We start from the raw sequence: 22,180 nt of genomic DNA, 5'->3' as shown, positions 1-22,180 counted from the left end.
GGATTATCCTTGTGATTTCCCTGCTTGATGGGTATCATTAGTGTGAGGTGACATGACAAACATGGAAAGATTACAAAAAATTATCGCACAGGCAGGCATTGCATCCCGCCGCAAGAGCGAGGAACTAATCCTGTCCGGCAAAGTAGAAGTTAACGGGGAGGTCGTAACCGAACTGGGTACGAAAGCGAACCCCGAAGAGGATATGATTACGGTTAATGGAAAACCGATCCGCAGTGAGAAAAAAGTGTACTTGATGTTGAACAAGCCAAAAGGCGTAATTACAAGTGCATCTGACCCTGAAGGTCGGAAAATTGTATCCGACTACCTGAAAGGTGTCAAGGAACGTGTATACCCAGTGGGTCGTCTGGATTATGACACTGAGGGCTTGCTGATTCTTACTAATGATGGTGAGTTTGCACATTTGCTGACGCATCCGAAGCATCACGTACCCAAAACGTATCATGCAACGGTCAAAGGAGTACCGCATGGTACAGCTCTGGAGAAATTAAAGACAGGCATTATGCTGGATGACGGCATGACTGCTCCTGCAGAGGTAGAGTACAAAGATGTGGATACAGCGGCCAATGAGTCGGTCATTTCCATTACGATCTATGAAGGACGTAACCGTCAGGTTAGACGTATGTTCGAGGCAATCAACCATCCGGTAACCCGTCTGAAACGGATTTCGTTTGGTGGGATTTTGCTACAAAACCTGAAACGTGGTCTGACACGCAATCTGACCAAAGAAGAAGTAAACAACCTGATTACCCTCGCACAATCAGAACCAGCCAAAAAAATGAAAAAAAGGTAATGCGAGACACATAATATTCATAAAACCGCCGCAGTTTTGTGACGAAATTCGCTATAATTGTTCATAGGATGTTCACAGTTATCTTAGATCAATGATATGCGAATGTTAGAGTCACTTAAAAGGGGAGCAGCACATGGGGAAATCAAGAAGAACGGTGCAAATCGTCATTTTGTTATTGATCCTGGTGTTGGGCGGATATGCGATTACCACATCGGTATCCGGCTCGAATGGCAAGCCAAAGGAAGGGGACAAGTCTCCTTCTTTTGAACTGCTGGGCCTGGACGGTCAAGTTCATACGTCTGATGAGTATAAAGGAAAAGCAATGGTGATCAACTTCTGGGGCACATGGTGCGAACCTTGTGTTAAAGAAATGCCCGCACTTCAAGCGCAAGCTGACAAATGGAAGGACCAGGGAGTACAATTTGTCGGGATTAATGTTGGAGAAGACCAGATGACCGTGGATAATTTTGTACGGCAGGTTGGGGTTACGTTTCCAATCATGCTTGATCGGGAGAAAAACTCGGTTCGTGATTTCGGAATCTCTCCGATGCCAACGACTTTCTTTGTATCTGACACAGGCAAAATCTCTACTATTCATATCGGGCAACTTGATTTGGACACACTTGACGCTCAAATTTCGCAACTGGCGAAGCAGCCCTGACAGGAGGTCTATTCGTGTTCCAAAATACCAAATGTGAGTGCGGACACCAAAATCCAGTCGGCACTGTGCTGTGTGAAGCATGTGGCAAGCCGTTGCTGGAGGCAGAAGCTAAATCGGATGAAGTGCTGGAAATGCGTTATGATGGCATGGCGCGACGTTCACAGCGCAGTAATCCCAATATCATTGACCGCATATGGAACTTTTTTTCATCCGTCAAAATTGCCGTCTATATGATTGTTTTCACGCTTGTAGGCTCCATGCTTGGCACGATCTATCCGCAAGAAAGTACGTTTCTGAATATTGATCCTTCCGAGTATTACAAAGAAACCTACGGCCAGTTGGGTCATATTTATTATCTGTTGGGTCTATCCCATACATACGAATCCTGGTGGTTTATTCTGCTGCTTGTGCTCATTGGCGCATCATTGGTGATATGCAGTCTGGATCGCGTCCTGCCGCTCTACAAAGCACTGAATAAACAGAAAATACGCAAACATACGCAATTTTTGACAAGGCAGCGTCTGGTGTACCAAGGTTCCATTGAAGAGGCACCCGAAGACTGGATTAAGAAAGCGGTTACGCCGCTGAAAAAGAAAGGATATCGTGTGCACACCCAGGGTGACGCATTACTCGCCGAGAAACAGCGATTCAGTCGATGGGGGCCATATGTCATCCATATTGGACTCATTATATTTCTGCTGGCGGTGCTGGCGCGAGGGTTACCTGGCCTGAATCTGGACGAGCATGTTGCTTTTCCCGAAGGTGAGATCAAAAAGATCCCGAATACGTCGATGTATCTGCAAAATGAACAGTTTAATGTTGAGTTCTACAGTGAGGAGGAAGTACCCGAGCAATTCCGCAACCTGAATAAAACCGTTCCGAAACTGTTTGAAACGAAAGTTGTTTTGTATGAATGTACAGCGGATTGTTCGGATCTCTCAAATAAACCTCAATTAGCTGAAGTGGCAAGACATGATGTGCGGGTGAATCATCCATTGAATTATAACGGTCTGAAAGCCTATCAGTTTGACTATGATTTAACACCCACCATTCGGTCCGTAACGCCTGATCTGGTCAATGCAAAGACGGGTGAAGTATACGGGGCGATTAAGATTGATATGGTAGATACCCAAAGAACATTTGAAGCGGGTCCTTATGAACTGACGGTAAAAGAAAAGTTTATGGACTTTGGATTGGATGAGAATGGTAAGCCAAAATCAAAATCGCCTTCACCTAATGCACCTGCTTTTCTCTTTCTCATCAAGGGACCGGATCTGCCCGAAGAGGGAATACAATATCTGTATTTTGCGAAGCAGATTGATAAACAACGGTTTCAACAGGATGCGATTAACCAACAGCTGATTGGAGCTGAGATTCCTTTACAGCTGGAAGTAGACAGCATGGACAAGGTCGATATTATTCAGTCCGTAAGTTATCTCAATATAAGAGTGGATAAGGCAATGCCTTTTGTGTGGGTAGGAGCCGGTATTGTTATGTTGGGTCTGGTCATGGGTTTTTATTGGCATCATCGCCGTATCTGGATTCGTTTTGATGATAAACAGCTCACCTTGGGTGGACATACCAATAAAAACTGGTTTGGCTTCAGGCGTGAAGTTGCGGCTGTTTTGAAACAGATGAATCTGGAAGTGGAAGAGAAGTCGTTGGATAACGGGGGGAACCAAGCATGAGTTTATTGGATTTCAGCAGCGACGCATTTATCGTATCTTTCTTTCTCTATTGTGCTGCATTCTTGTTATATGCTGTCGCGGTCATGGGCAAAAAATGGAGTAATCGTGATCCTCTGGACCATATGAATCGTTGGGGTAAAAGAGCTTTCATTGCTTCGACTGTAGCCTTGGCAGCACATTTCGTATTTTTTGTAACCCGATGGGCTGGGGCAGGTCATATCCCGGTTAGTAACATGTATGAGTTCATGTCTTTTCTGTCCATGATGATCATGGTTGCATTTATTGTTGTATATGCCATATACCGCAAGTCATTACTGGGTTTGTTTGCCTTGCCACTTACCATTATTATTATGGCGTACGCCGCTGTATTTCCTCAGGAGGTACAACCATTAATCCCGGCACTTCAGTCCATCTGGCTGAAAATTCACGTGACGTTGGCTGCGCTTGGTGAAGCATTCTTCGCCGTGGGTTTTGCTGCAGGGTTCATGTATTTGCTCCGTACTGTTGATTTCAGTGGTAAAGACAAGTCCTCAAGACGTCAACGAGGATGGGTTGAATTCACCCTGGTTACGATCGTTGTCGTCATCGGATTTATCGGAACGGTATTTGCCTTTCGTACAGCTGGTTACGAGGCGGTTTTTGTACAGAAAACGGTCAGCATTGACACAGAGGTACAGGAAAATAGTACAATAGAGAAAGTGATTTACCGCATGCCTCCGATTTTTGCACCATATAATAGCGAAGTGGAGAGCATGACACCGTTTCTTGGCATGAAAAAACCTTTACTTGAGACGCCTTCTTGGATGAACGGGGTTAATGCCGGGCGTAAGCTGAATACGGTGGTTTGGTCACTTATTGTAGGTCTGATCCTGTATGGAATTGTACGACTTCTTGTGCGCAGACCACTTGGACAAGCGTTACAGCCAATGATGGATGGAATCGATGCCGATGATCTGGATGAGATAAGTTATCGCGCGATTGCCATTGGTTTTCCGATATTTACGCTGGGAGCATTAATTTTTGCCATGATCTGGGCTCAGATTGCCTGGAGTCGTTTTTGGGGCTGGGATCCCAAAGAGGTGTGGGCATTGATTACATGGCTATATTATAGTGTGTATCTGCATTTGCGTTTATCCAGAGGGTGGCAAGGTCAGAAGTCTGCATGGCTTGCAGTTCTTGGCTTCCTGGTAGTCATGTTTACGCTGGTTGGAGTGAATTTGATCATTGCCGGATTACATTCTTATGCTGGAGCTGACTAGAACAGACTCGTATGGCAAAGGTTGAGATTAGAAGCGGGAAACACAAACGTACCTTTTTATTGCAGGGTATTCAAATATTGTTCGCCAGATCGAACATAATAGAAGTGATGAGGAGTTATTGCAAAGGGGCTGGAGAGGCATGGCTGAACATGAGAATCGAATACTGGTCGTGGATGACGAAGAGAGAATCCGCAGGCTTTTGAAAATGTATCTTGAAAAAGAAGGTTATGAAATCGATGAAGCCGAGGATGGGGAAACTGCGCTGCGTAAAGCAACAGCAGGGGACTACGGATTGATTTTGCTTGATGTGATGTTGCCGGGTATGGATGGAGTTGAAGTGTGTACTCGTCTTCGTCAGGTGAAATCAACGCCGGTTTTGATGCTCACTGCAAAAGGTGAAGAGATTAACCGAGTTCAAGGTTTCGAAGTTGGCGCTGATGACTATGTAGTAAAACCATTCAGCCCGCGTGAAGTGATTTATCGTGTCAAAGCGATTTTGCGTCGATCTTCCGCTACAGCTTATCTCTCCAAGGAGAGCAATTCGAGTAATAACATTGTATTCCCGCACCTGGTTATTGAGCATGATGCACACCGGGTAACGGCTGGTGGCGAAGAGATCAGTCTTACGCCCAAAGAATATGAATTGCTGCACTATCTGGCAACATCTCCAGACAAAGTTTTCTCCAGAGAAGAATTGCTCAAAGACGTATGGAACTATGAATTCTTTGGCGATCTTCGTACCGTGGATACGCATGTGAAGCGTCTTCGCGAGAAACTTAACAAGGTATCGCCTGAATCGGCGGCCATGATTACGACGGTGTGGGGTGTGGGTTATAAACTGGAAGTACCGAAGTAGTTTTAATTTCTGGAGATCGCTGGTCGGGAAGTTATGGATCACTATTATCTGCCTTGTGGGTTGTGTACTTATAGCGCTGGGTCTTTTTTTGCTGCCCTACATTGATACGAACTTTGCAGAATCCGAATCCAGAGATATTAAGCGGCTGTTCACCTACATTTGTATCATTGGATTCAGTTTAACCACGTTTTTTGCATTGTTTCTGTTCACCAAAATTACGCAGCCTATGCAGCAGTTGATTCAAGCAGCCAACGCGATTCGCAAAGGGAATTATGGAACGCGTCTCTCCCTGGTAACGAGTGATGAGATTGGTGAGCTTGCCAATACGTTTAATCATATGGCTGCCCAACTGGAAGATAATATTCGAAACCTTAACCATGAGAAGGAACATTTGGCGAGTGTGCTTCGCAGCATGACCGATGCGGTGGTTACATTTGATGGTGAAGGCAAAGTTATTCTGACGAATCCGCCAGGGGAGAAGATCATGCAGACTTGGTATGATTTGGATTGGGCAAAAATGGACGAAGGACAAGATTCCGAGCAGTCCGACAAGTCTTCACGTGATGTGCCTGAGCCCCTTCTTCCTTTGTTCAGAATGGTAATGGAGCAAGGTGGGGATCAGAACTCCAATGTTCATGTACAGCAAGGTGTCTGGTCTGTTCAGATGGCACCGTTGTATGCTGACAGTGTTGTCAGAGGGGCTGTGGCTGTCTTAAGAGATGTAACAGAAGAAGTGCGTCTGGAGAAAATGCGGCGTGATTTCGTGGCTAATGTATCTCATGAGATACGAACTCCGCTATCCATGATGCAAGGTTACAGCGAAGCGCTTCTGGATGGCATGGCAACCTCACCCGAGGAGAATGAAGAACTCATTCAGGTCATTCATGATGAGTCATTGCGGATGGGAAGACTGGTCAAAGACTTGCTTGATCTTGCCCGAATGGAAGCTGGGCATACGGACATGGTGATGAAGAAGGTTGACCTCGGAGAACTGTTGGAACGTATGTATCGGAAGTTCTCGGTGCGTTCAAAAGAACAGGGAATCCGACTGCAGTTTGAATGCAAACAGCCAACCATTGAACTTCAACAGGCAGATGAGGATCGATTGGAGCAAGTATTCACGAATTTGCTGGACAATGCGTTCAGGCATACTCCTTCTGGCAAAGATGTCATGATCTCTGCTGAGCTGGTCACGCATCTTCGTGCTCCGTTTGTCAGAGTATCTGTGAAAGATCAGGGTGTAGGGATTCCTTCATCCGACTTGCCTTTTATTTTCGAACGATTCTACAAAGCAGACAAGGCTCGTGTTCGAGGAGAAAGTGGAGGTACGGGGCTCGGTTTAGCGATTGTGAAAAATATTGTTGATGCGCATCAAGGCATGATTACCGTCAATAGTGTGCTTGGCGAAGGAACAGAGTTTATTTTGCAATTTCCCTTGGATTCATTGAAATAGCCTGATTTCATACAAAAATTGCGGAAGCACCCTCTTATGGAGGGTGTTTTTTTGTTGAAGAGTACCGTTTAATCTTGTTCAACGTGGAACATGAATGGTCTTTTTTTTGACTAAAAAGAGTGTCCAAGATAATTTCCCTTTCTATGTTACATAAGCTTGAAAAGCAAGCAAGATCGAGGAGGATTGAGCTAAGCATGTCCGATGATCGAAAAAGGGTCAATATTAAAGCTTTTCTGGAAGGCAGATCTTTTAGAGCGGGCTCTCCGTTTATTCCAATAACCACAAGTGAACTGGAGCAGTTTGAATCCATACTGCGTTCTTTGGCTGTGGCTATTCCTGCTGCAATCAGTCAGCCGACTTCAGCCAATATATTGTCATTGCAGAACGGATTACGCCAGTTACTTACTTTTGTAAATCAATCCGGATTTCGTGCCGGGGTAAAGGCAGAATTACAAGCCGTATTGGAATTAACGATTGCAGGTTCAGAGGTTATCCCTGTTCCTCTTATTAATCTCGCAGGTAACTTGCAAAACGTACTGGATGACTTGTTAAGTGTGACGCTGCTTCTGGAAGTACCACCTGCAGAAAAAGATAAACTTGTTGGATTAATTCGATCGATCTCCATATCGCTAAGCCGGGCGACGACAACTCTTGGAACCGGAGGGATTACCGGACCAGCTGGTCCTCAGGGAGTGCCAGGAGTTCCGGGGGTACCAGGTGTTCCAGGAGTCCCTGGGGTGAAAGGTCCTACTGGAACACCAGGAGGAATTGGACCAGTAGGACCGGTTGGCCCAGTTGGTCCACAGGGAGCACAGGGTCCGGCAGGAGCACCTGCTGTTGGCTTGAATAATATTACTGCATATGATCCTGCACTTGGACCAACTTATGCTCAAGGTCAGGTAGTAAGCTATGAGGGTAGTCTTTATGTTGCCAATGTAAACGGTCCCTTGGGTACACCCGGAAGTTCTCCAGACTACACTATTTTGTTGTCGGGTGGAACGACTGGAGTAACGGGAGCAACCGGAGCAACCGGAGCTGGTTTGACTGGAGCATTAGCATTTGATCCAGCGCTCGCGCCGGGTTATCCCGCAGGGCAAGTAATTACGTATAACGGTAGTACTTACATTACAAGTGTAGCTGGTCCTTTAGGAACACCGGGAACTTCATCGGATTACACATTAATTGCTGCTGCGGGGGCAGGAACGACAGGGGCAACTGGAGCCACAGGTGCAGGATTAAGTGGCATCGTGGCGTTCAATCCGGCATTAGCACCAACATATCCAGCTGGACAGATCGTCACGTTTGGTGGTAGTACCTACATTACGAATGTCGCGTCGCCAACTGGTACGCCAGGAAGTTCGCCAGATTATACGTTGTTAGCAGAATCGGGAGTTACAGGTACGACTGGAGCCACGGGCATCGGCCTCAATGGTGCAGTTCCATTTGACCCGGCAGTTAGCCCCAACGTATCCAGCGGGTTAGGTTGTTACGTTTAATGGTAGTACGTATATTGCGAATGTAGCATCGCCAACGGGAACGCCAGGCACATCGCCAGATACACATTGATAGCTGGTGCGGGAGCAACGGGTGTTACGGGGGCAACTGGAGTAGGAGTGACAGGAAGCACTGGTGAGACAGGAGCGACTGGTCTTGCAGGGTTGACTGGTGTGACTGGTGAAACGGGAGCGACTGGTTTAAGTGTAACCGGCAGTACGGGATTAACAGGTACAACTGGAGAAACAGGAGCGACAGGTGTAACGGGACTGAGTGGTGCGACTGGCGTTACAGGAGCCACAGGAGTAAGTGTAACAGGTAGTACGGGAGCTACAGGAGCCACAGGTACAACAGGAGCAACGGGAGTCGGCATAACGGGAAGTACCGGAGCAACTGGAGAAACCGGCGCGACGGGTGTTACTGGAACATCTGTAACTTCCAATTCGGCTTTTGCAGAGAACACTACGGGTACGATTCTTGTAATATTGGGTGGTACACTCGTTCCATTGCCGAACAACCAAAATATAGGAACTGGTATAACCGTCAATGGGACGAATGACACCTTTACGCTTACCAATGCAGGTCGTTACTATATCTCATACAAAATAAATCTGACAGCCACACTTGCTATTCAATCTCGGGTTTTACTTAACGGGGTAGCAATTCCAGCGAGTGTAGTATCTCCAGCGCTTTCGGTCAGTCAGTTACAATCTGATTTTATGGTCACTGTTACCGCGGGCTCAACAATACAGTTACAATTATTCGGGCTTATAGGCACAGCTATTCTCTCTCCTCCGGGGGCTACACTAAACATTATTCAGTTAAGTTAATAGTTCGATATCGTATTAAGACTATTTCCTAGTGGGCAAAAGAAGCGGAATTCATATGGAATTGGTGTATCAGATTGTCGAGAAACCCAGATCATTTTGTTTGCAAACTTCATCACACTCACCATTATAAAATTAGCTTAAAAGTGAAATAAGTAGGCAATTTCCTTGCCGACAAAAAGACGGAAACCGCGCGGTTCCCGTCTTTCCTTATACTTTCAACGATACGTTTGCTTATTCCAGAACAATTTCAACAGCAGTATTAATTTCAGGCAGCGCAGCAAGCTGCACAAGCACATCTTTTGGAACGGCTTTGTCCACGGTCAGGATCATGATCGCAGCACCACCAATAATTTTACGTCCAACCTGCATGGATGCGATGTTGACATCGTTTTGTCCAAGCAGTGTGCCTACACGTCCGATAATGCCCGGTTTATCGTTATGGGAGATGAGGATTTGATGACTTTCCGGAGCGATATCCACCGGGAATTTATCCAGTCGAACAATCCGTTCGCCATAACCCGCAAGCAAAGTACCCGCAACACGACGTTCTTCAGCATCCTGCGTGGTCACCAGTGTAACAGTAATCAGATTGGTGAACCCTTTGGAAGTTGATGTTTGGCTAACCACTACATTCAGATCCCGGATTTTGGCCAAATGCATGGAGTTGACGATGTTGGCTTCTCCGCCCAGATGTCTGGCAAGAATACCTTTTACAATATAACGCGTCAATGGGGAGGTATCTACCTCGGACAGTTCGCCCGCGTAATCAATGCGAATTTCCTGTACCGGGTTCTGCGTAATCTGTGCAGCAAAACTGCCCAATGTTTCCCCAAGTTTAAAGTACGGTTGCAGTTTGTTCATTACCGTTGGTGCAACAGCAGGCATGTTAACTGCGTTTTTAAACGGCTCGTTACGCAAAATGTGAATTACTTGTTCCGACACATCGATAGCTACGTTCTCTTGTGCTTCTACTGTAGATGCACCAAGGTGAGGCGTGACAATGATGCTTGGGTGATTCAGGAACGGGTGATCAGCGGCTGGTGGCTCACTCTCGAACACGTCAAATGCTGCACCAGCAACAATTCCTTCATCAATGGCTTCCACAAGTGCCATCTCGTCAACTACACCACCACGAGCACAGTTGATGATACGCATACCTTTTTTCATAACTTCGAATTGTGGACGTGAAATCATATGACGTGTTTCCGGTGTTAATGGGGTGTGAACGGTCATGAAGTCAGCATTGCGGATGATGTCATCCACGCTTGCCAACTTGACCTGAAGCTTCTCGGCACGCTCCTCCGTAAGGAACGGGTCGTAAGCAAGAATGTCCATTCCGAACGCTTTGGCACGTTTTGCCACCTCACTACCGATCCGTCCCATACCGAGAACACCCAGTGTTTTATTTCTTAATTCCACACCAAGGAAGGTTTTACGATCCCAAGTACCTTGAATGGTTTTGGCATAAGCTTGAGGAATATGTCGTGCAAGTGCCATCATCATGGCAAACGTATGCTCACATGTCGTAATGGTATTACCGTCAGGGGCATTAATAACAATAATCCCGCGTTGCGTAGCAGCTTCCAAATCAATGTTATCTACACCTACACCAGCACGTCCGATGACTTTAAGGTTGGTACCCGCAGTCATAATACGATCCGTAACACGCGTCTGGCTACGAACGAGAAGGGCATCATAATTGCCGATAATTGCAACAAGCTCATCTTCGCTTAGACCTGTTTTTTTCTCAACAACAACATCATTTGCATCCACCAGTTGCTGGATACCCAGATCACTAATAGGGTCCGACACTAACACTTTGTACATGGTTTCTTCCTCCTTGGTATGTGTATCTATATCGTCAAGGTCTGACCTCACAGAAGAGGTATTCCTTAAAACCATTCCAATCCTTCCTACCAATAACGCGGTGTCGCAACAGAGGGGGAAGGTGTAACGAATAGGGTAATTCCACGTCTGTACTTTAAAATAAATCAAAAAACTCTCAATCCACATACTGCTTGCGCAATAAGGGACGAGAGTTGTCGTGGTACCACCCTAATTCACCGCCGTTTCGCAACGACAGTCTTAGCGGTCAATGAAGACCGAAGAGGATAACGGGTCTAAACCGATTGCACCTACTCCAATTTCAATGCAATAACTCAGGAGCGCTCAAGATCATCTGCCTGCCACCGATTCACACCTACCATCGGCTCTCTGTAAGACAAAGCAACGTCTTTTTTCCATCATCGTGTTTAACGTGACTAATTTTTTCATAATGTATCATGGCTGACATGAGCATGTCAATAGGCTCAAATGTTTTAAATTACATTGCTGATGTCTTTCCATTCAATCGTCAACAAAGTCATTATAAGCTATTCAATAGTGACTACACATACCACAACGAGATGGAATACATGCTGTTTGAGGAACCGGATTTTACTGCTTTAATGAAGTAATGGCATTGACATAAAACCGGGACTTCGGACAGGCCTTGAACCTATTTGGTTTTTTGGCTATCATTTAGTATACTATCCGATTGGACAACGTAACGGTTATCCATCAAATTTAACTCAAGAGGACAGACGCATCCGATGAAAAAATTCAAGTTTCCCAAGTTCAAGATTCAGAAGGCTGAGCCCCAGCAGCTTACTGAGAGATTGCTTTTAATCAATCTATACTTTACACAAGGTCTGACACTGATAATCGGAGTTGTATGGATCTTATTGCAAAAAAGAAACTTGTTAGACGTACTCGCGTGGCCTGACAATTACCAATTCATATGGTGGGGTCTCGGTCTTGCTGGCGTTATGCTTGTTATGGACTTGGTACTGTCGTATGTTATACCTCAGGAAAGCATGGATGACGGTGGAATTAACGAGATGTTGTTCCGTGGGCGTCCGATCTGGCACATTGTATGTATAGCAGCCATTGTTGCGGTGTGTGAGGAATTATTATTCCGCGGAGCCATTCAACATGCCATCGGTCCTTACTGGACGAGTATTTTATTTGCAGTTATCCACATTCGTTATTTGCGACACTGGATTCCAACGGGATGGGTGTTTGTCTCAAGTTATGGATTAGGTTGGATTTACATGCAATCCGGCACGTTATGGGCGCCTATATTGTGTCACTTTATTATTGATTTGGTGTCCGGATTAGCGATACGTTTTCGGAGGGGATCATGAATCAGCCATTAAGCAGAATGAAGACATATGGCAGTCAGCGCCATCGTCAATCGGATAAAAAAGAGACATCCGAGCGTCAGGTGGCTTCTCAAGTAAGCATAGTTGCTGAAACGACAGTAGCTGCTGAGGTTGGCGGAATCACACCAATTACTTCCGTTTCTTTACCTAGATCACAGCGCAAGCCCTATACAGAAAAGCTGGAAAGTCCAGTACTTCCTCAGAGGGCCCCAGCACGTTCCAAAAAAACGCCAAAATCAACCGAAGAATCGATTCCCGAAGCGGGCTCGCTTCCAACTCGAACAGAATTACATCCTTCTCGGCGATTAAAATTAAGCAAGAGGTTTGTTAATTCACTCATTTTTATTTTTGTCATGCTAACGATTAGCCTGGTTTGGTGGGGGGTTGAAGGAGCACCTCCTCTGAATACTTTCCTTCCCTTGCCGTGGTAATGCTATTATTCTCAGGTTCATTCATACTGATAGGAGTTTTATTACTCCTTCATATGTGGCAAGAAGCCCATATTCATCAAATGATTGAAGAAGACGTCGAAGTACCTCAGCTGCCAACAACCTTTGACGGGACTGTGATTCTGTATTTGTCCGACACTCACAAGCGCAAGCTGAAGGTGAAGGATTTTGAAAACCTTGAAAAGAAGGTCGACTGGGTACTGATCGGTGGGGACGTTGCGGAAAAAGGAATCTCATGGTCTATCGTTAGACATAATATGAAACTCTTATCGAACATTGCTTCTTCTTTTACGGTGTATGGCAATCATGACAAGAGAGCCGGTACAGCTCAACTTGCCCGAATCTTTCGGGAATCGGGCGTTCAGCTCCTTCAGGATAACGTGGTATATCTGCGGAGGGGCAACGACAGATTGTGCCTGATCGGTGTAGACTATCGTTCCAAACAGGGAGATATGTTGCTGGAGCAAATCGATGATAAGTATTGTAAAATTGCAATCGTTCATGATCCTTTGCAGGCCCTTCGATTGGAGCAGAATGCAGATCTTATCTTGAGTGGCCATACACATGGCGGACAATTGGTCTTACCATTTTTCGGCCCTGTGTTTCTGAGCAAGGCGTATCGTCCCATATCGAATGGGTGGTATTCCCTGAAGCGCAATCCGGAGGACGTTCATCAAGAAGGGAAAATGCTTGTCAGCAGAGGATATGGTACGAATCATCTCCCCCTTCGACTAGGTTGTCCTGCAGAGATGCACCTCATCACATTAAGAGTGCCCACGGAAAAAGCACTCACAGAGAAACAGCCTTGATCCACTGGATCAAGGCTGTTTCATTTTGATGCGAAAAATATCGATTTAACGAGCTTCCAGTTCGATCGCACGCGGATCTACAAAAGAATAGCCTTTTTGTTCGAGCTTGGTCAGCAACTCATCTAATGCTTCAACCGTCCATGGCAATTCATGCATCAAAATATTGCTTCCTGGATTTAACTGGTCCAGTACATTTTGAATGACTTTCTCCGGTTTGTCTTTGGTGCTTTTATCCCAATCGAGGGAACCATTAGACCATGTCATATATAACATGCCATTTTTCTTCACAGCAGCCTTCAGTGCATCATTACCCGATCCAAAAGGTGGACGGAAGAACTGCGGTTCTTCACCGATAGTGTCCTTCACAATTTTTTGGACATCCGTAACCTGCTTGGCCGCTTCAGCGCTGGACATTTTTTTGAGATCCTCATGATCCCAGGCATGATTGCCTACAATCTGACCTCGTTCATGGATGAGCTTGAGCAATTCAGGGTGACTTTTCACCCGATATCCATTAACGAAAAATATCGCTTTGGCGTTATGTTTATCTAAAGTGTCGATTAGTGAATTAATCATTTTTTCTTCTTTGGGTCCATCATCAAAAGTTAACAAGACCACTTTGCTTGGGCTCGCGTCATCATTCGGTTTAATATAATAATTTGAATTCATATGATACGACTGTTCCACTTTTTCTTCTGCTGGAACTTGCTCGGAAGGTGCAGATTCCTCTTCTGTTGCAGTTGATTCGTCCGTTACAGGCCTTCCTGTTTCAGCTGGGTTAGAATCACTTTTCTCTTCTTGAATCGTGGTCGTGGGTTCGGCCGCTGGTGTGGCACGATCTGACCTTTTTTCTTCCTCTGAACCACAAGCGGAGAGAAGCAAACTTGCAGCAATAATTAATGCGGCGGTATGTCTGAACATGATTTCAACTCACTTTCCTGTATTTATACGGAATGAGATTGCTCACTCCCGCAAACACTACATGTGATTTTAACACTTAAAGGAGGTTGGTGTAATGAAGGCGTCATCCTTTTTTTGGGGAATCGTAATTGGCGTTGCAGCCAGTTCTTGGTTGTCCAAAGGCAAATTGCCCATGCTGTCTTCGGGTTCATCACGAAATATGATGGATCAGGCAAAACATAAGATGATGGAGATGACTTTCCCGGGTATGGATGGGTTCACCAGCAAGCAAAATCAGCATGGCGAATCACACAAAACCCCAGCAGTAAAAACGGCAAGTACAATCACTCCGCAGGAAAAAGAAGCGAATATGAGCATGCTCAAGGATTTTATTCGCACCAATCCGGATGTGAAGCATGAAGTTGAGCAGATTTTAAGTCAAACAAACACAACAGTACCGGGTTTATAAACCAAAACCTCCAATTAGAATCATCCACAGTATTGATTTGCTGTGGAATGATTCTTTTTTTGTCGATTTTACTTCGTGCATTTAGAGGTATAAAATGATAACATAACTACATAGATTTATTTTCAGCACATATTGTTTTGTGCTTCATAATCTGTTATAAGACTTGCTTATAAAGGGGAGATCCTGTATGAAAATAGAACGACTAAGTCACGATAAGATACGGATTTTCCTGACCTTTGACGATCTGAGCGAGCGCGGAATACAAAAAGAAGATATGTGGCAGGAAATACCTAAGGTTCATGAACTGTTCACTGAAATGATGGATCAGGCCTATTCCGAACTTGGATTTGATGCTACAGGTCCACTTGCTGTCGAAGTATTCGCACTTCCCGCTCAAGGGATGGTTGTCATTGTCACCCGTGGAAAATATGATCCGCAACAATATGGTTCAGGTCATGAAGATGATCTTCCTGAAGAAGTATATGAAATGGAAGTTACACTCGAGCAAAGCGATTCCATCGTTTATGCGTTCAAGGACTTTGAAGTGCTCATTGAAGCTGCACATATGTTGCGTCAGCATGTTACGGATGCTGGGAGACTTTATTCTTATAAAGACAAGTGGTTCTTGCATTTAGAACCAGAAGAGGTAGATTCCACCAAACATGCAGCATTGATTGCCTTGCTTGCTGAATTTGGTGAAGGCTCCTCAGTTACTCCGGCAGTTATGGAAGAGTATGGTAAGGTTGTTATTCCTGCACAAGCGATTGATGTTATCTGCACCCACTTCAAACGCCAGGATTAATCTCTAGTTATAATCGCGTCTTTAGTCAGAGGAGGGAATTTCGGTGCTTTTGTTTTCGGTCTTAGCGGCAGCAGTTGCTCCGGGTCTCGCCTTGTTAACATACTTTTACCTGAAAGACCGTTATGATTATGAGCCACTTCATATGGTATTGCGAGTTTTCCTCATGGGGATTCTGATGGTACTGCCTGTGATGATTATTCAGCGTGGCATGATGATGTGGCTCGGGGATAATCCTTATCTTGAGGCCGTTCTGATCTCGGGTGGCGTGGAAGAGTTTGTTAAATGGTTCGTGCTTTATCATATCATCTATAATCACACCGAATTTGATGAGCCGTATGACGGAATCTTATATGCAGTCGCGGTTTCACTTGGGTTTGCCACAGTAGAGAATGTGTTGTATGCCTTTGCGGGGAATGCATCCGTCTCAGCCATGTTTCTTCGAGCGCTGCTCCCTGTTTCAGGGCATGCAATGTTTGCGGTGATTATGGGTTATTACATGGGCAAGGCCAAATTTATCGGAGGCAAGAAAAAGCGGTGGTACCTGGTTCTTTCACTCGTGTTACCTTTTTTCTGGCATGCATTGTACGACGTCATCATGAACACCATGGTGAATTATTGGTTATGGTTTATAGCGCCACTAATGGCGGGCCTGTGGTATGGGGCAATGGGTAAAATAACACGAGCCAATAACCGTTCTCCGTTTCGTTTTGTGAAGCGGGAGGAAGAGGTTAAATTATAAAAATACGGACACACTGGTGGACATAAAGCGCTTATTGCGCCTGCTGCCCCGGTGTGTTTTTATTTTTTTTTGGATAAACTCCCGGGGAATGACCAACAGAAACGGGGATCGACTGTGATGAGAATTAAAATTAAAATCAGATGCAAACAATGCGGTGAACGTTTTACATTACGAGGGAAGAAAGAACGTGGCCGGATCGAAACGGGATTCAAGCAGTGTCTCTGTGATAATAGGGATCAATTCGAAATCGAAGAAGAAGGCATGGCTACCGGGCTTCAGCTGAATTAAAGGAAGTTTTACAACGATACAATACAGCCCTGCTTGTGTAAGGACTGGAAATCGCATGCATAAGAGATCTTTCTTCGATCCACAATAGAGGTAGTGGTTTAGAAGAAAGGAGACTCTACGGATGTATAAACGTTTAAGTTCAGTCATGTTTCCGATATTTGCGGTCTTGCTAGTCGGTGCACTCGTGTGGGGCTATCAGGAGAATCAAGAAAAGAATGCAATACTGATCAAGGCAGAGAATCAATATCAGCGTGCCTTTCACGATTTATCTTTTCATATGGATAAATTGCATTCCGAGATTGGTAACACCTTGGCGGTTCACTCCACGTCACAGGGGATGCATCGTAAAGGTCTGATGAATGTATGGCGACTCACCAGTGAAGCGCAAAATGAGATCAACCAACTGCCACTCACCATGTTGCCATTTAACGAGACAGAGGAGTTTCTCTCGCGGATTTCGAACTTTGCCTACCGGGCGTCAATGCGTGATTTGACGAACGAACCGTTAAGTGAAAAAGAAATGGGGAACCTGAAAAAGCTGTATCAGAATTCATCCGAAATTACCAAGAATTTGAAGGATGTACAGCAGAAAGTCCTTACGGACCGTTTGCGCTGGATGGATGCGGAGACTGCTATGGCAACGGAAGAACAAACAATGGATAACACGATTGTAGATGGATTCCGTGCCGTGAATAAAAAGGTACAGGAGTATCCGGAGCTTGATTGGGGGCCTTCCGTATCCAATATCTACGCCAAACGCTCGGTGAAGAAGCTGGATGGTCTGCCAATGACCAAAGAACAGATTCAGAGCAAAGCTGCGAAATTCTCTGATGCAGACATTAACAAAATCCAAGTGCAAGAGAACGGTAAAGGAACGGACTGGGAATCGTATACTGCGACCATCGATCATGCCAAAAATGGCAAACTGATGATGGATTTCACTCGTAATGGCGGAATGCTCATCTCTTACAGTGATACTCGTCCGATTGGAACCAAAAAAGTATCTCGTCAGGATGCCATGGCAAAAGCAGATCAATTTCTAACGAATAAAGGTTACAAAGATATGAAGGCTGTAAATTACGATGAATATGGTAATTTGGGTAACCTCACTTATGTGCGTAAGCAAGGGGACACCTTAATCTATCCCGAGAAAATGTCTGTTCGAGTGGGATTGGATACAGGGGAAGTAACGGGCTTCCAGGCGAGTGACTTTGTCTACGAACATAATGACAAGCGCAAAGTTCCGAAAGCAACTCTTACGGAGCAACAGGCTCGTCAAAAACTTAATTCCGAGTTCGAAGAAAATTATGTTCGTAAATCCCTGATTGAAAATGATTACAGCAAAGAGGTATTGTGTTATGAATTTGGAGGGAGAATTAACGGTTCCCGTTACCGGATATACATTAATGCGAATACGGGGATGGAAGAAGCCGTTGAGGAGATCAAACCAGTCAACGCAACCTCATAAACAGCTTTAGAAAGCTAAATGTTAAGTTGTTCAAACAAACAAGGCAGACCACATTGTGGTCTGTTTTTTCTAGTTCAATGTGAGAAAGGTCATGGTATAATAGTCCTTGTACATACGAAGATAAATACATAAAGTGGCGGTGAACCAATTGTTTCCTAAAATCAATGAAGTTCTATACATCCAGATTGCTTCCGCAGATGAAAAAGAGGAAAACAAAGAGTACAAATCACGCATTGCAGATATGGATGACAACAGTTTTCTGATTGAGGTCCCGATGCAACAAGGAAGCAGCCGTCTGAAAAGGCTCTTTTTCGGCGAGGAATTGTCCATTTCATATATTACGGAAGATGGAGTCCGGCATTATTTTAATACCTATGTCACCGGATTTGAAGAAGATGTGGTCCGTCTTGTCCGTATCCGTAAACCGCTTCCAGGTGATATATCGAAAATACAACGCCGCAGCTTTCTTCGTGTTCATGCAAGCCTTGAAATGGCAATCCAAAGTGAAGACCTGACTCGTGCCGTAGGCTTGACTGAAGATATCGGTGGCGGTGGATTGTCCATCTATGGCGAAACAGGATTTTCAATAGCTGAAGGACAGAAATTGAAATGCTGGCTGCTCGTTCCATACCGTAACTCAACAATTGAACATGTGAATTTTGAGGCTGAAGTCGTGCGGATCAAAACACTGGAATCAGGCAGACTGTTGTGCATGCTGAAATTTGTGCAGATCTCAGACTCGGAACGCCAGAAAATTATCAAGTTCTGTTTTGAGCGTCAATTGGATTATCGTACAAAATAGGAATGTTGTGGCATAAAAAGAGGGTGCTGTGGATACCGTAATGAAAAAACGGAGGATATGTCATGAGTCATCGTCATGCAACCCGCAGATATGAACGCCTCTATTATGTGTTCTCCAGGCGAATGGAAAGAAGGGTGATGATTATGATCATTACCCTTCTAATCCTGCTTGTGGTGTATCAATTGCTGCTGCTCGTACCTGGCTTCAAAAAAAATATGACCACCATTGATCGCCTGGAGGGAACGCGAATTCGGGTGCAAACGGTGAATGAATTCGAACATCATTGATTTGTCTGTTTTTGCATCCATGTGTAGAGTGTGGTATAATTTTCACGATGCAGGCAATGCCTGTTTTTTTATTGAGGTTTATCGTTTGAGGAGGAATGCCCCGTTGGCAAGCCAGAACACATCAGAGAACGGGAAAATGAACGTTGCAATTGACGGACCTGCCGGTGCCGGGAAAAGCACGGTGGCCCGATTGGTTGCAGAAGCGCTCGCGTATGTATACGTCGATACAGGCGCAATGTACCGTGCGGTAACCTTGCATATGCTTCGGAAAGGAATTATACCGGAAGATGTGACACAGGTACTTCAGGAAGCCCAAAAGCTGGTCATTGATTTACAACCGGATCCCGACGGACAGAAAGTGTTCTGTAATGGGGAAGAAGTAACCTCGGAAATCCGCTCCCGTGAAGTGACGGGAATCGTGTCCCGATATGCGCAAATCGAGGGGCTGCGTACGCAATTAGTGGATACTCAGCGGCAAATGGCTTTGCGCAAGGGCGTCGTCATGGATGGACGCGATATCGGAACGACAGTACTGCCCGATGCGGAAGTGAAAATCTTTATGACTGCCAGTGTGGAAGAGCGTGCGCTTCGCCGCTTCAAAGAACTGGACCCCTCTGAAGGACTGACGTTGCAACAACTGGAGCGAGACATTGCCACCCGTGACAAATTGGATGAGAATCGGGAAATTTCCCCGCTTCGTTGTGCTGAGGATGCAATCGTTCTTGATACAACTGAGATGAACATCCATGAAGTGGTTGACAAAATCGTATCTTATTGCACAATGGTCAGAGGAGAGATCGGTCTATGATTTACACATTTTGCAGCACATTACTGCGGATCATTTACACCATTCTTTTCCGCTTGGAGGCCGTCGGACGGGAGAATATTCCGAAAGATGGCGGCGTACTTTTATGTTCCAATCATATCAGTAACTTCGATCCTCCAACCGTTGGTATCAAAATTCGCCGTCAGGTACGTTTCATGGCCAAAAGCGAGTTGTTTGATATTCCGGTACTCGGCCGCATCATTAAAGCCGTGGGCGCTTTCCCCGTTAAACGTGGAGGTGTCAGCAAGGAATCCATCAAGACCTCACTCAATATTTTGCGTGATGGTGGAGTGCTTGGAATCTTCCCTTCGGGAAGCCGTCACAATGACGGAGGCATCGGCAAAAAAGGGGCAGCGAGTTTTGCTCTCCGTAGTGGAGCTACAGTTATTCCTACTGCTATTATCGGTAACTACAAGGTATTTCGTAAGATGAAAGTTGTATATGGAGCACCGGTAAGTTTGGACGAGTTCAAGGAAGACCCATCCGGAGAAGCTCTGGAGAAAGCGACTGAGAAAATTATGTCCAAGATTAACGAAATGGTCCAAACGGGCGTGCCGAGCAAGTAATGGCTTCGTCAATAGCTGAGTGCATGTTTCCATATTTTTGAGGAAGACTAAGCGTGAGTACTCAGTGATGAAAGTGTTTTGAACTCTGCTACAGGCAGGTTTGAATATAATGGGGTTTTTGAATTGAGGAGGGTATTTGACATGTCGGAAGAAATGAAAAATCAAGAAGCAACCCAAGATGAGTTGGATCAATTCGTTTCCTTGAAAAAAGGAGATACCGTAAAAGGAACCATCGTCAAATTGGAAGATAACCAAGCCTATGTGAGCATTGGATATAAATATGACGGTGTCATTCCAATTCGTGAACTGTCTTCATTACATGTTGACAGCGCGTCTGACGCAGTAGAAGTTGGACAAGAAGTTGAAGCTAAAGTTCTTAGCATCGACGACGAGAAAGAAAAACTCGTTCTGTCCAAACGTGCAATCGACAGCGAAAACGCATGGGATCAATTGCAAAAGCATTTTGAAGACCAAGACGTATTCGAAGTTGTTGTAGGTGATGTTGTTAAAGGCGGTCTGGTTGCAGACGTGGGCGTACGTGGATTTATCCCGGCTTCCATGGTTGAGCGCCATTTCGTTGAAGACTTCAGCGACTACAAAGGACGCACACTGCGTGTTAAAGTGAAAGAGATCGACCGTGAGAACAACAAAGTGATCCTTTCCCAAAAAGACGTACTGGAGCAAGAATTCGAAGCAAACAAAGCTACAGTAATGGCTGGTTTGCAAGAAGGTCAAGTAATCGAAGGTACAGTACAACGTTTGACTCAATTCGGTGCATTTGTTGATGTGGGCGGAGTTGACGGTTTGGTTCACGTATCCGAGCTGGCTTGGACACACGTTGAAAAACCATCCGACGTACTGTCTGAAGGTGATAAAGTTAGTGTGAAAGTGCTGAAAGTTGACCCTGAAAAAGGAAAAATCAGCCTGAGCATGAAAGCTGTTCAACCAGGTCCTTGGGAAACAGCAAGCGAAAAATTCAATTCCAGCGATATCGTAACAGGTGTTGTAAAACGTCTGGTAGACTTCGGTGCATTTGTTGAAATCGCTCCTGGTGTTGAGGGACTTGTGCATATCTCTCAAATCTCCCACAAACACATCGGCACTCCTCATGAAGTGCTGAAAGAAGGACAGGAAGTTCAAGTTAAAATCTTGGACATGAACCCTTCTGAGCAACGTGTAAGCTTGAGCATCAAAGAAACGGAAGAAGCTCCAGCTCAACCACAAAAATCAGAAAGACCTGCAAGAAACAACGCTCCGCGTGAAGAAATCAACAATCCAAACGTTTCCTTGAACAATCAAGGTATGAGCACTACGCTCGGCGAACTGTTTGGTGACAAACTCAGCAAATTCAAATAAGTTAACAATGCATGGTTCTTAGTTATATACTGCATATTTTGCTGAATAACAAAAGCAAGATCGGCGAGCCCAATGCGGGTTCGCCGATTGTTTTTATTGCGAGTAATTTGGCATGAAACGTTAGCCAAGACATATCTTTTTTGCTATGATGAGTATCGTAAGTA

At 45.1% G+C, this 22,180-nt stretch carries 22 protein-coding genes, 1 pseudogene and 1 other annotated feature; of the genes and pseudogenes, 21 read left to right on the top strand and 2 right to left on the bottom strand.

Translation table 11 applies throughout. The annotated features are described in order from the left end of the window. Nucleotides 1–61 precede the first annotated feature (61 nt). The 8 genes and pseudogenes from AC1S8V_RS19105 to AC1S8V_RS19070 all read left to right on the top strand — a co-directional run bounded on the left by AC1S8V_RS19105 (nucleotide 62) and on the right by AC1S8V_RS19070 (nucleotide 9,052). Nucleotides 62–811, top strand: coding sequence for a pseudouridine synthase (locus AC1S8V_RS19105; RefSeq protein WP_062835222.1), 750 nt, complete (start codon nucleotides 62–64; stop codon nucleotides 809–811). A gap of 133 nt (nucleotides 812–944) precedes the next feature. Next, nucleotides 945–1,472, top strand: coding sequence for a redoxin family protein (locus tag AC1S8V_RS19100; RefSeq protein ID WP_017687661.1), 528 nt, complete (start codon nucleotides 945–947; stop codon nucleotides 1,470–1,472). A gap of 14 nt (nucleotides 1,473–1,486) precedes the next feature. Further along, nucleotides 1,487–3,160, top strand: coding sequence for a cytochrome c biogenesis protein ResB (gene resB, locus AC1S8V_RS19095; RefSeq protein ID WP_482070343.1), 1,674 nt, complete (start codon nucleotides 1,487–1,489; stop codon nucleotides 3,158–3,160). Further along, nucleotides 3,157–4,419, top strand: coding sequence for a cytochrome c biogenesis protein CcsA (ccsA, locus tag AC1S8V_RS19090; RefSeq protein ID WP_482070342.1), 1,263 nt, complete (start codon nucleotides 3,157–3,159; stop codon nucleotides 4,417–4,419). Before resB ends, ccsA begins: the two co-directional genes overlap by 4 nt. Nucleotides 4,420–4,558: 139 nt before the next feature. Continuing rightward, nucleotides 4,559–5,275: a response regulator transcription factor gene (locus AC1S8V_RS19085; protein ID WP_017687664.1), complete on the top strand. Its 717-nt coding sequence runs from the start codon at nucleotides 4,559–4,561 to the stop codon at nucleotides 5,273–5,275. A 55-nt stretch (nucleotides 5,276–5,330) separates the two neighbouring features. Beyond that, nucleotides 5,331–6,728, top strand: a complete 1,398-nt coding sequence (locus AC1S8V_RS19080) for an ATP-binding protein (protein ID WP_482070341.1) — start codon at nucleotides 5,331–5,333, stop codon at nucleotides 6,726–6,728. A gap of 194 nt (nucleotides 6,729–6,922) precedes the next feature. Next, the gene (locus AC1S8V_RS19075; protein WP_482070340.1) at nucleotides 6,923–8,224 is read left to right on the top strand and encodes a collagen-like repeat preface domain-containing protein; all 1,302 of its coding nucleotides are present in this window, start codon (nucleotides 6,923–6,925) and stop codon (nucleotides 8,222–8,224) included. Nucleotides 8,225–8,237: 13 nt separating this feature from the next. Next, nucleotides 8,238–9,052 (top strand): annotated as a pseudogene (locus AC1S8V_RS19070) (BclA C-terminal domain-containing protein). Between the two features lie 231 nt (nucleotides 9,053–9,283). Here the strand turns inward: AC1S8V_RS19070 and serA are convergent. Beyond that, nucleotides 9,284–10,879 (bottom strand): phosphoglycerate dehydrogenase, encoded by a 1,596-nt coding sequence (gene serA / locus AC1S8V_RS19065; protein WP_482070339.1) that lies wholly within the window; start codon nucleotides 10,877–10,879, stop codon nucleotides 9,284–9,286. 198 nt (nucleotides 10,880–11,077) lie between these two features. Further along, nucleotides 11,078–11,308: a binding site (T-box leader), on the bottom strand. Between the two features lie 335 nt (nucleotides 11,309–11,643). Between serA and AC1S8V_RS19060 the strand changes: the two genes are divergently transcribed. From AC1S8V_RS19060 to AC1S8V_RS19050, 3 genes are all read left to right on the top strand, one after another. After that, the gene (locus AC1S8V_RS19060; protein ID WP_062835217.1) at nucleotides 11,644–12,237 is read left to right on the top strand and encodes a CPBP family intramembrane glutamic endopeptidase; all 594 of its coding nucleotides are present in this window, start codon (nucleotides 11,644–11,646) and stop codon (nucleotides 12,235–12,237) included. Continuing rightward, nucleotides 12,234–12,686, top strand: coding sequence for a hypothetical protein (locus AC1S8V_RS19055; protein WP_482070338.1), 453 nt, complete (start codon nucleotides 12,234–12,236; stop codon nucleotides 12,684–12,686). The genes AC1S8V_RS19060 and AC1S8V_RS19055 overlap by 4 nt, the downstream gene beginning before the upstream one ends. An 80-nt stretch (nucleotides 12,687–12,766) precedes the next feature. Next, nucleotides 12,767–13,513 (top strand): metallophosphoesterase, encoded by a 747-nt coding sequence (locus AC1S8V_RS19050; protein WP_482070337.1) that lies wholly within the window; start codon nucleotides 12,767–12,769, stop codon nucleotides 13,511–13,513. A 45-nt stretch (nucleotides 13,514–13,558) separates the two neighbouring features. Here the strand turns inward: AC1S8V_RS19050 and AC1S8V_RS19045 are convergent, their stop codons facing one another. Next, nucleotides 13,559–14,434 (bottom strand): polysaccharide deacetylase family protein, encoded by an 876-nt coding sequence (locus AC1S8V_RS19045; protein ID WP_482070336.1) that lies wholly within the window; start codon nucleotides 14,432–14,434, stop codon nucleotides 13,559–13,561. A gap of 94 nt (nucleotides 14,435–14,528) precedes the next feature. Here AC1S8V_RS19045 and AC1S8V_RS19040 point away from each other — a divergent pair, with 94 nt between their 5' ends. From AC1S8V_RS19040 to rpsA, 10 genes are all read left to right on the top strand, one after another. Beyond that, nucleotides 14,529–14,882 (top strand): hypothetical protein, encoded by a 354-nt coding sequence (locus AC1S8V_RS19040; RefSeq protein WP_482070335.1) that lies wholly within the window; start codon nucleotides 14,529–14,531, stop codon nucleotides 14,880–14,882. A 187-nt stretch (nucleotides 14,883–15,069) separates the two neighbouring features. Beyond that, a complete protein-coding gene (locus tag AC1S8V_RS19035; protein WP_482070334.1) occupies nucleotides 15,070–15,684 on the top strand; it encodes a genetic competence negative regulator in 615 nt (204 codons plus the stop codon). Between the two features lie 43 nt (nucleotides 15,685–15,727). Further along, nucleotides 15,728–16,423, top strand: a complete 696-nt coding sequence (gene prsW / locus AC1S8V_RS19030; RefSeq protein ID WP_482070333.1) for a glutamic-type intramembrane protease PrsW — start codon at nucleotides 15,728–15,730, stop codon at nucleotides 16,421–16,423. A gap of 117 nt (nucleotides 16,424–16,540) precedes the next feature. Continuing rightward, complete coding sequence (locus AC1S8V_RS19025) at nucleotides 16,541–16,711, top strand: hypothetical protein (RefSeq protein ID WP_186327809.1); 171 nt, start codon at nucleotides 16,541–16,543, stop codon at nucleotides 16,709–16,711. A gap of 121 nt (nucleotides 16,712–16,832) precedes the next feature. Beyond that, nucleotides 16,833–18,179 (top strand): germination protein YpeB, encoded by a 1,347-nt coding sequence (gene ypeB / locus AC1S8V_RS19020; protein ID WP_482070332.1) that lies wholly within the window; start codon nucleotides 16,833–16,835, stop codon nucleotides 18,177–18,179. A 148-nt stretch (nucleotides 18,180–18,327) separates the two neighbouring features. Continuing rightward, the gene (locus AC1S8V_RS19015; RefSeq protein ID WP_482070331.1) at nucleotides 18,328–18,981 is read left to right on the top strand and encodes a flagellar brake protein; all 654 of its coding nucleotides are present in this window, start codon (nucleotides 18,328–18,330) and stop codon (nucleotides 18,979–18,981) included. Between the two features lie 62 nt (nucleotides 18,982–19,043). Then, nucleotides 19,044–19,268: a hypothetical protein gene (locus AC1S8V_RS19010; protein WP_482070330.1), complete on the top strand. Its 225-nt coding sequence runs from the start codon at nucleotides 19,044–19,046 to the stop codon at nucleotides 19,266–19,268. Between the two features lie 103 nt (nucleotides 19,269–19,371). Then, a complete protein-coding gene (cmk, locus tag AC1S8V_RS19005; protein WP_482070329.1) occupies nucleotides 19,372–20,076 on the top strand; it encodes a (d)CMP kinase in 705 nt (234 codons plus the stop codon). Beyond that, complete coding sequence (locus AC1S8V_RS19000) at nucleotides 20,073–20,660, top strand: lysophospholipid acyltransferase family protein (protein WP_482070328.1); 588 nt, start codon at nucleotides 20,073–20,075, stop codon at nucleotides 20,658–20,660. Before cmk ends, AC1S8V_RS19000 begins: the two co-directional genes overlap by 4 nt. Nucleotides 20,661–20,801: 141 nt before the next feature. Beyond that, the gene (gene rpsA, locus AC1S8V_RS18995) at nucleotides 20,802–22,016 is read left to right on the top strand and encodes a 30S ribosomal protein S1 (protein WP_062835205.1); all 1,215 of its coding nucleotides are present in this window, start codon (nucleotides 20,802–20,804) and stop codon (nucleotides 22,014–22,016) included. Nucleotides 22,017–22,180 lie beyond the last annotated feature (164 nt).

The sequence above is a fragment of the Paenibacillus sp. B46(2026) genome (assembly GCF_056786355.1).
This window is presented reverse-complemented; position numbering and strand designations above follow the sequence as displayed.

Coding starts and splice junctions, on each gene's coding strand:
- ccsA (WP_482070342.1), top strand. CDS start 3,157: ATGAGTTTATTGGATTTCAGCAGCGACGCATTTATCGTATCTTTCTTT.
- serA (WP_482070339.1), bottom strand. CDS start 10,879: ATGTACAAAGTGTTAGTGTCGGACCCTATTAGTGATCTGGGTATCCAG.
- AC1S8V_RS19000 (WP_482070328.1), top strand. CDS start 20,073: ATGATTTACACATTTTGCAGCACATTACTGCGGATCATTTACACCATT.
- AC1S8V_RS19075 (WP_482070340.1), top strand. CDS start 6,923: ATGTCCGATGATCGAAAAAGGGTCAATATTAAAGCTTTTCTGGAAGGC.
- AC1S8V_RS19010 (WP_482070330.1), top strand. CDS start 19,044: ATGAGTCATCGTCATGCAACCCGCAGATATGAACGCCTCTATTATGTG.
- ypeB (WP_482070332.1), top strand. CDS start 16,833: ATGTATAAACGTTTAAGTTCAGTCATGTTTCCGATATTTGCGGTCTTG.
- rpsA (WP_062835205.1), top strand. CDS start 20,802: ATGTCGGAAGAAATGAAAAATCAAGAAGCAACCCAAGATGAGTTGGAT.
- AC1S8V_RS19040 (WP_482070335.1), top strand. CDS start 14,529: ATGAAGGCGTCATCCTTTTTTTGGGGAATCGTAATTGGCGTTGCAGCC.
- AC1S8V_RS19035 (WP_482070334.1), top strand. CDS start 15,070: ATGAAAATAGAACGACTAAGTCACGATAAGATACGGATTTTCCTGACC.
- AC1S8V_RS19100 (WP_017687661.1), top strand. CDS start 945: ATGGGGAAATCAAGAAGAACGGTGCAAATCGTCATTTTGTTATTGATC.
- AC1S8V_RS19085 (WP_017687664.1), top strand. CDS start 4,559: ATGGCTGAACATGAGAATCGAATACTGGTCGTGGATGACGAAGAGAGA.
- AC1S8V_RS19105 (WP_062835222.1), top strand. CDS start 62: ATGGAAAGATTACAAAAAATTATCGCACAGGCAGGCATTGCATCCCGC.
- AC1S8V_RS19055 (WP_482070338.1), top strand. CDS start 12,234: ATGAATCAGCCATTAAGCAGAATGAAGACATATGGCAGTCAGCGCCAT.
- AC1S8V_RS19050 (WP_482070337.1), top strand. CDS start 12,767: ATGATTGAAGAAGACGTCGAAGTACCTCAGCTGCCAACAACCTTTGAC.
- AC1S8V_RS19025 (WP_186327809.1), top strand. CDS start 16,541: ATGAGAATTAAAATTAAAATCAGATGCAAACAATGCGGTGAACGTTTT.
- AC1S8V_RS19060 (WP_062835217.1), top strand. CDS start 11,644: ATGAAAAAATTCAAGTTTCCCAAGTTCAAGATTCAGAAGGCTGAGCCC.
- AC1S8V_RS19045 (WP_482070336.1), bottom strand. CDS start 14,434: ATGTTCAGACATACCGCCGCATTAATTATTGCTGCAAGTTTGCTTCTC.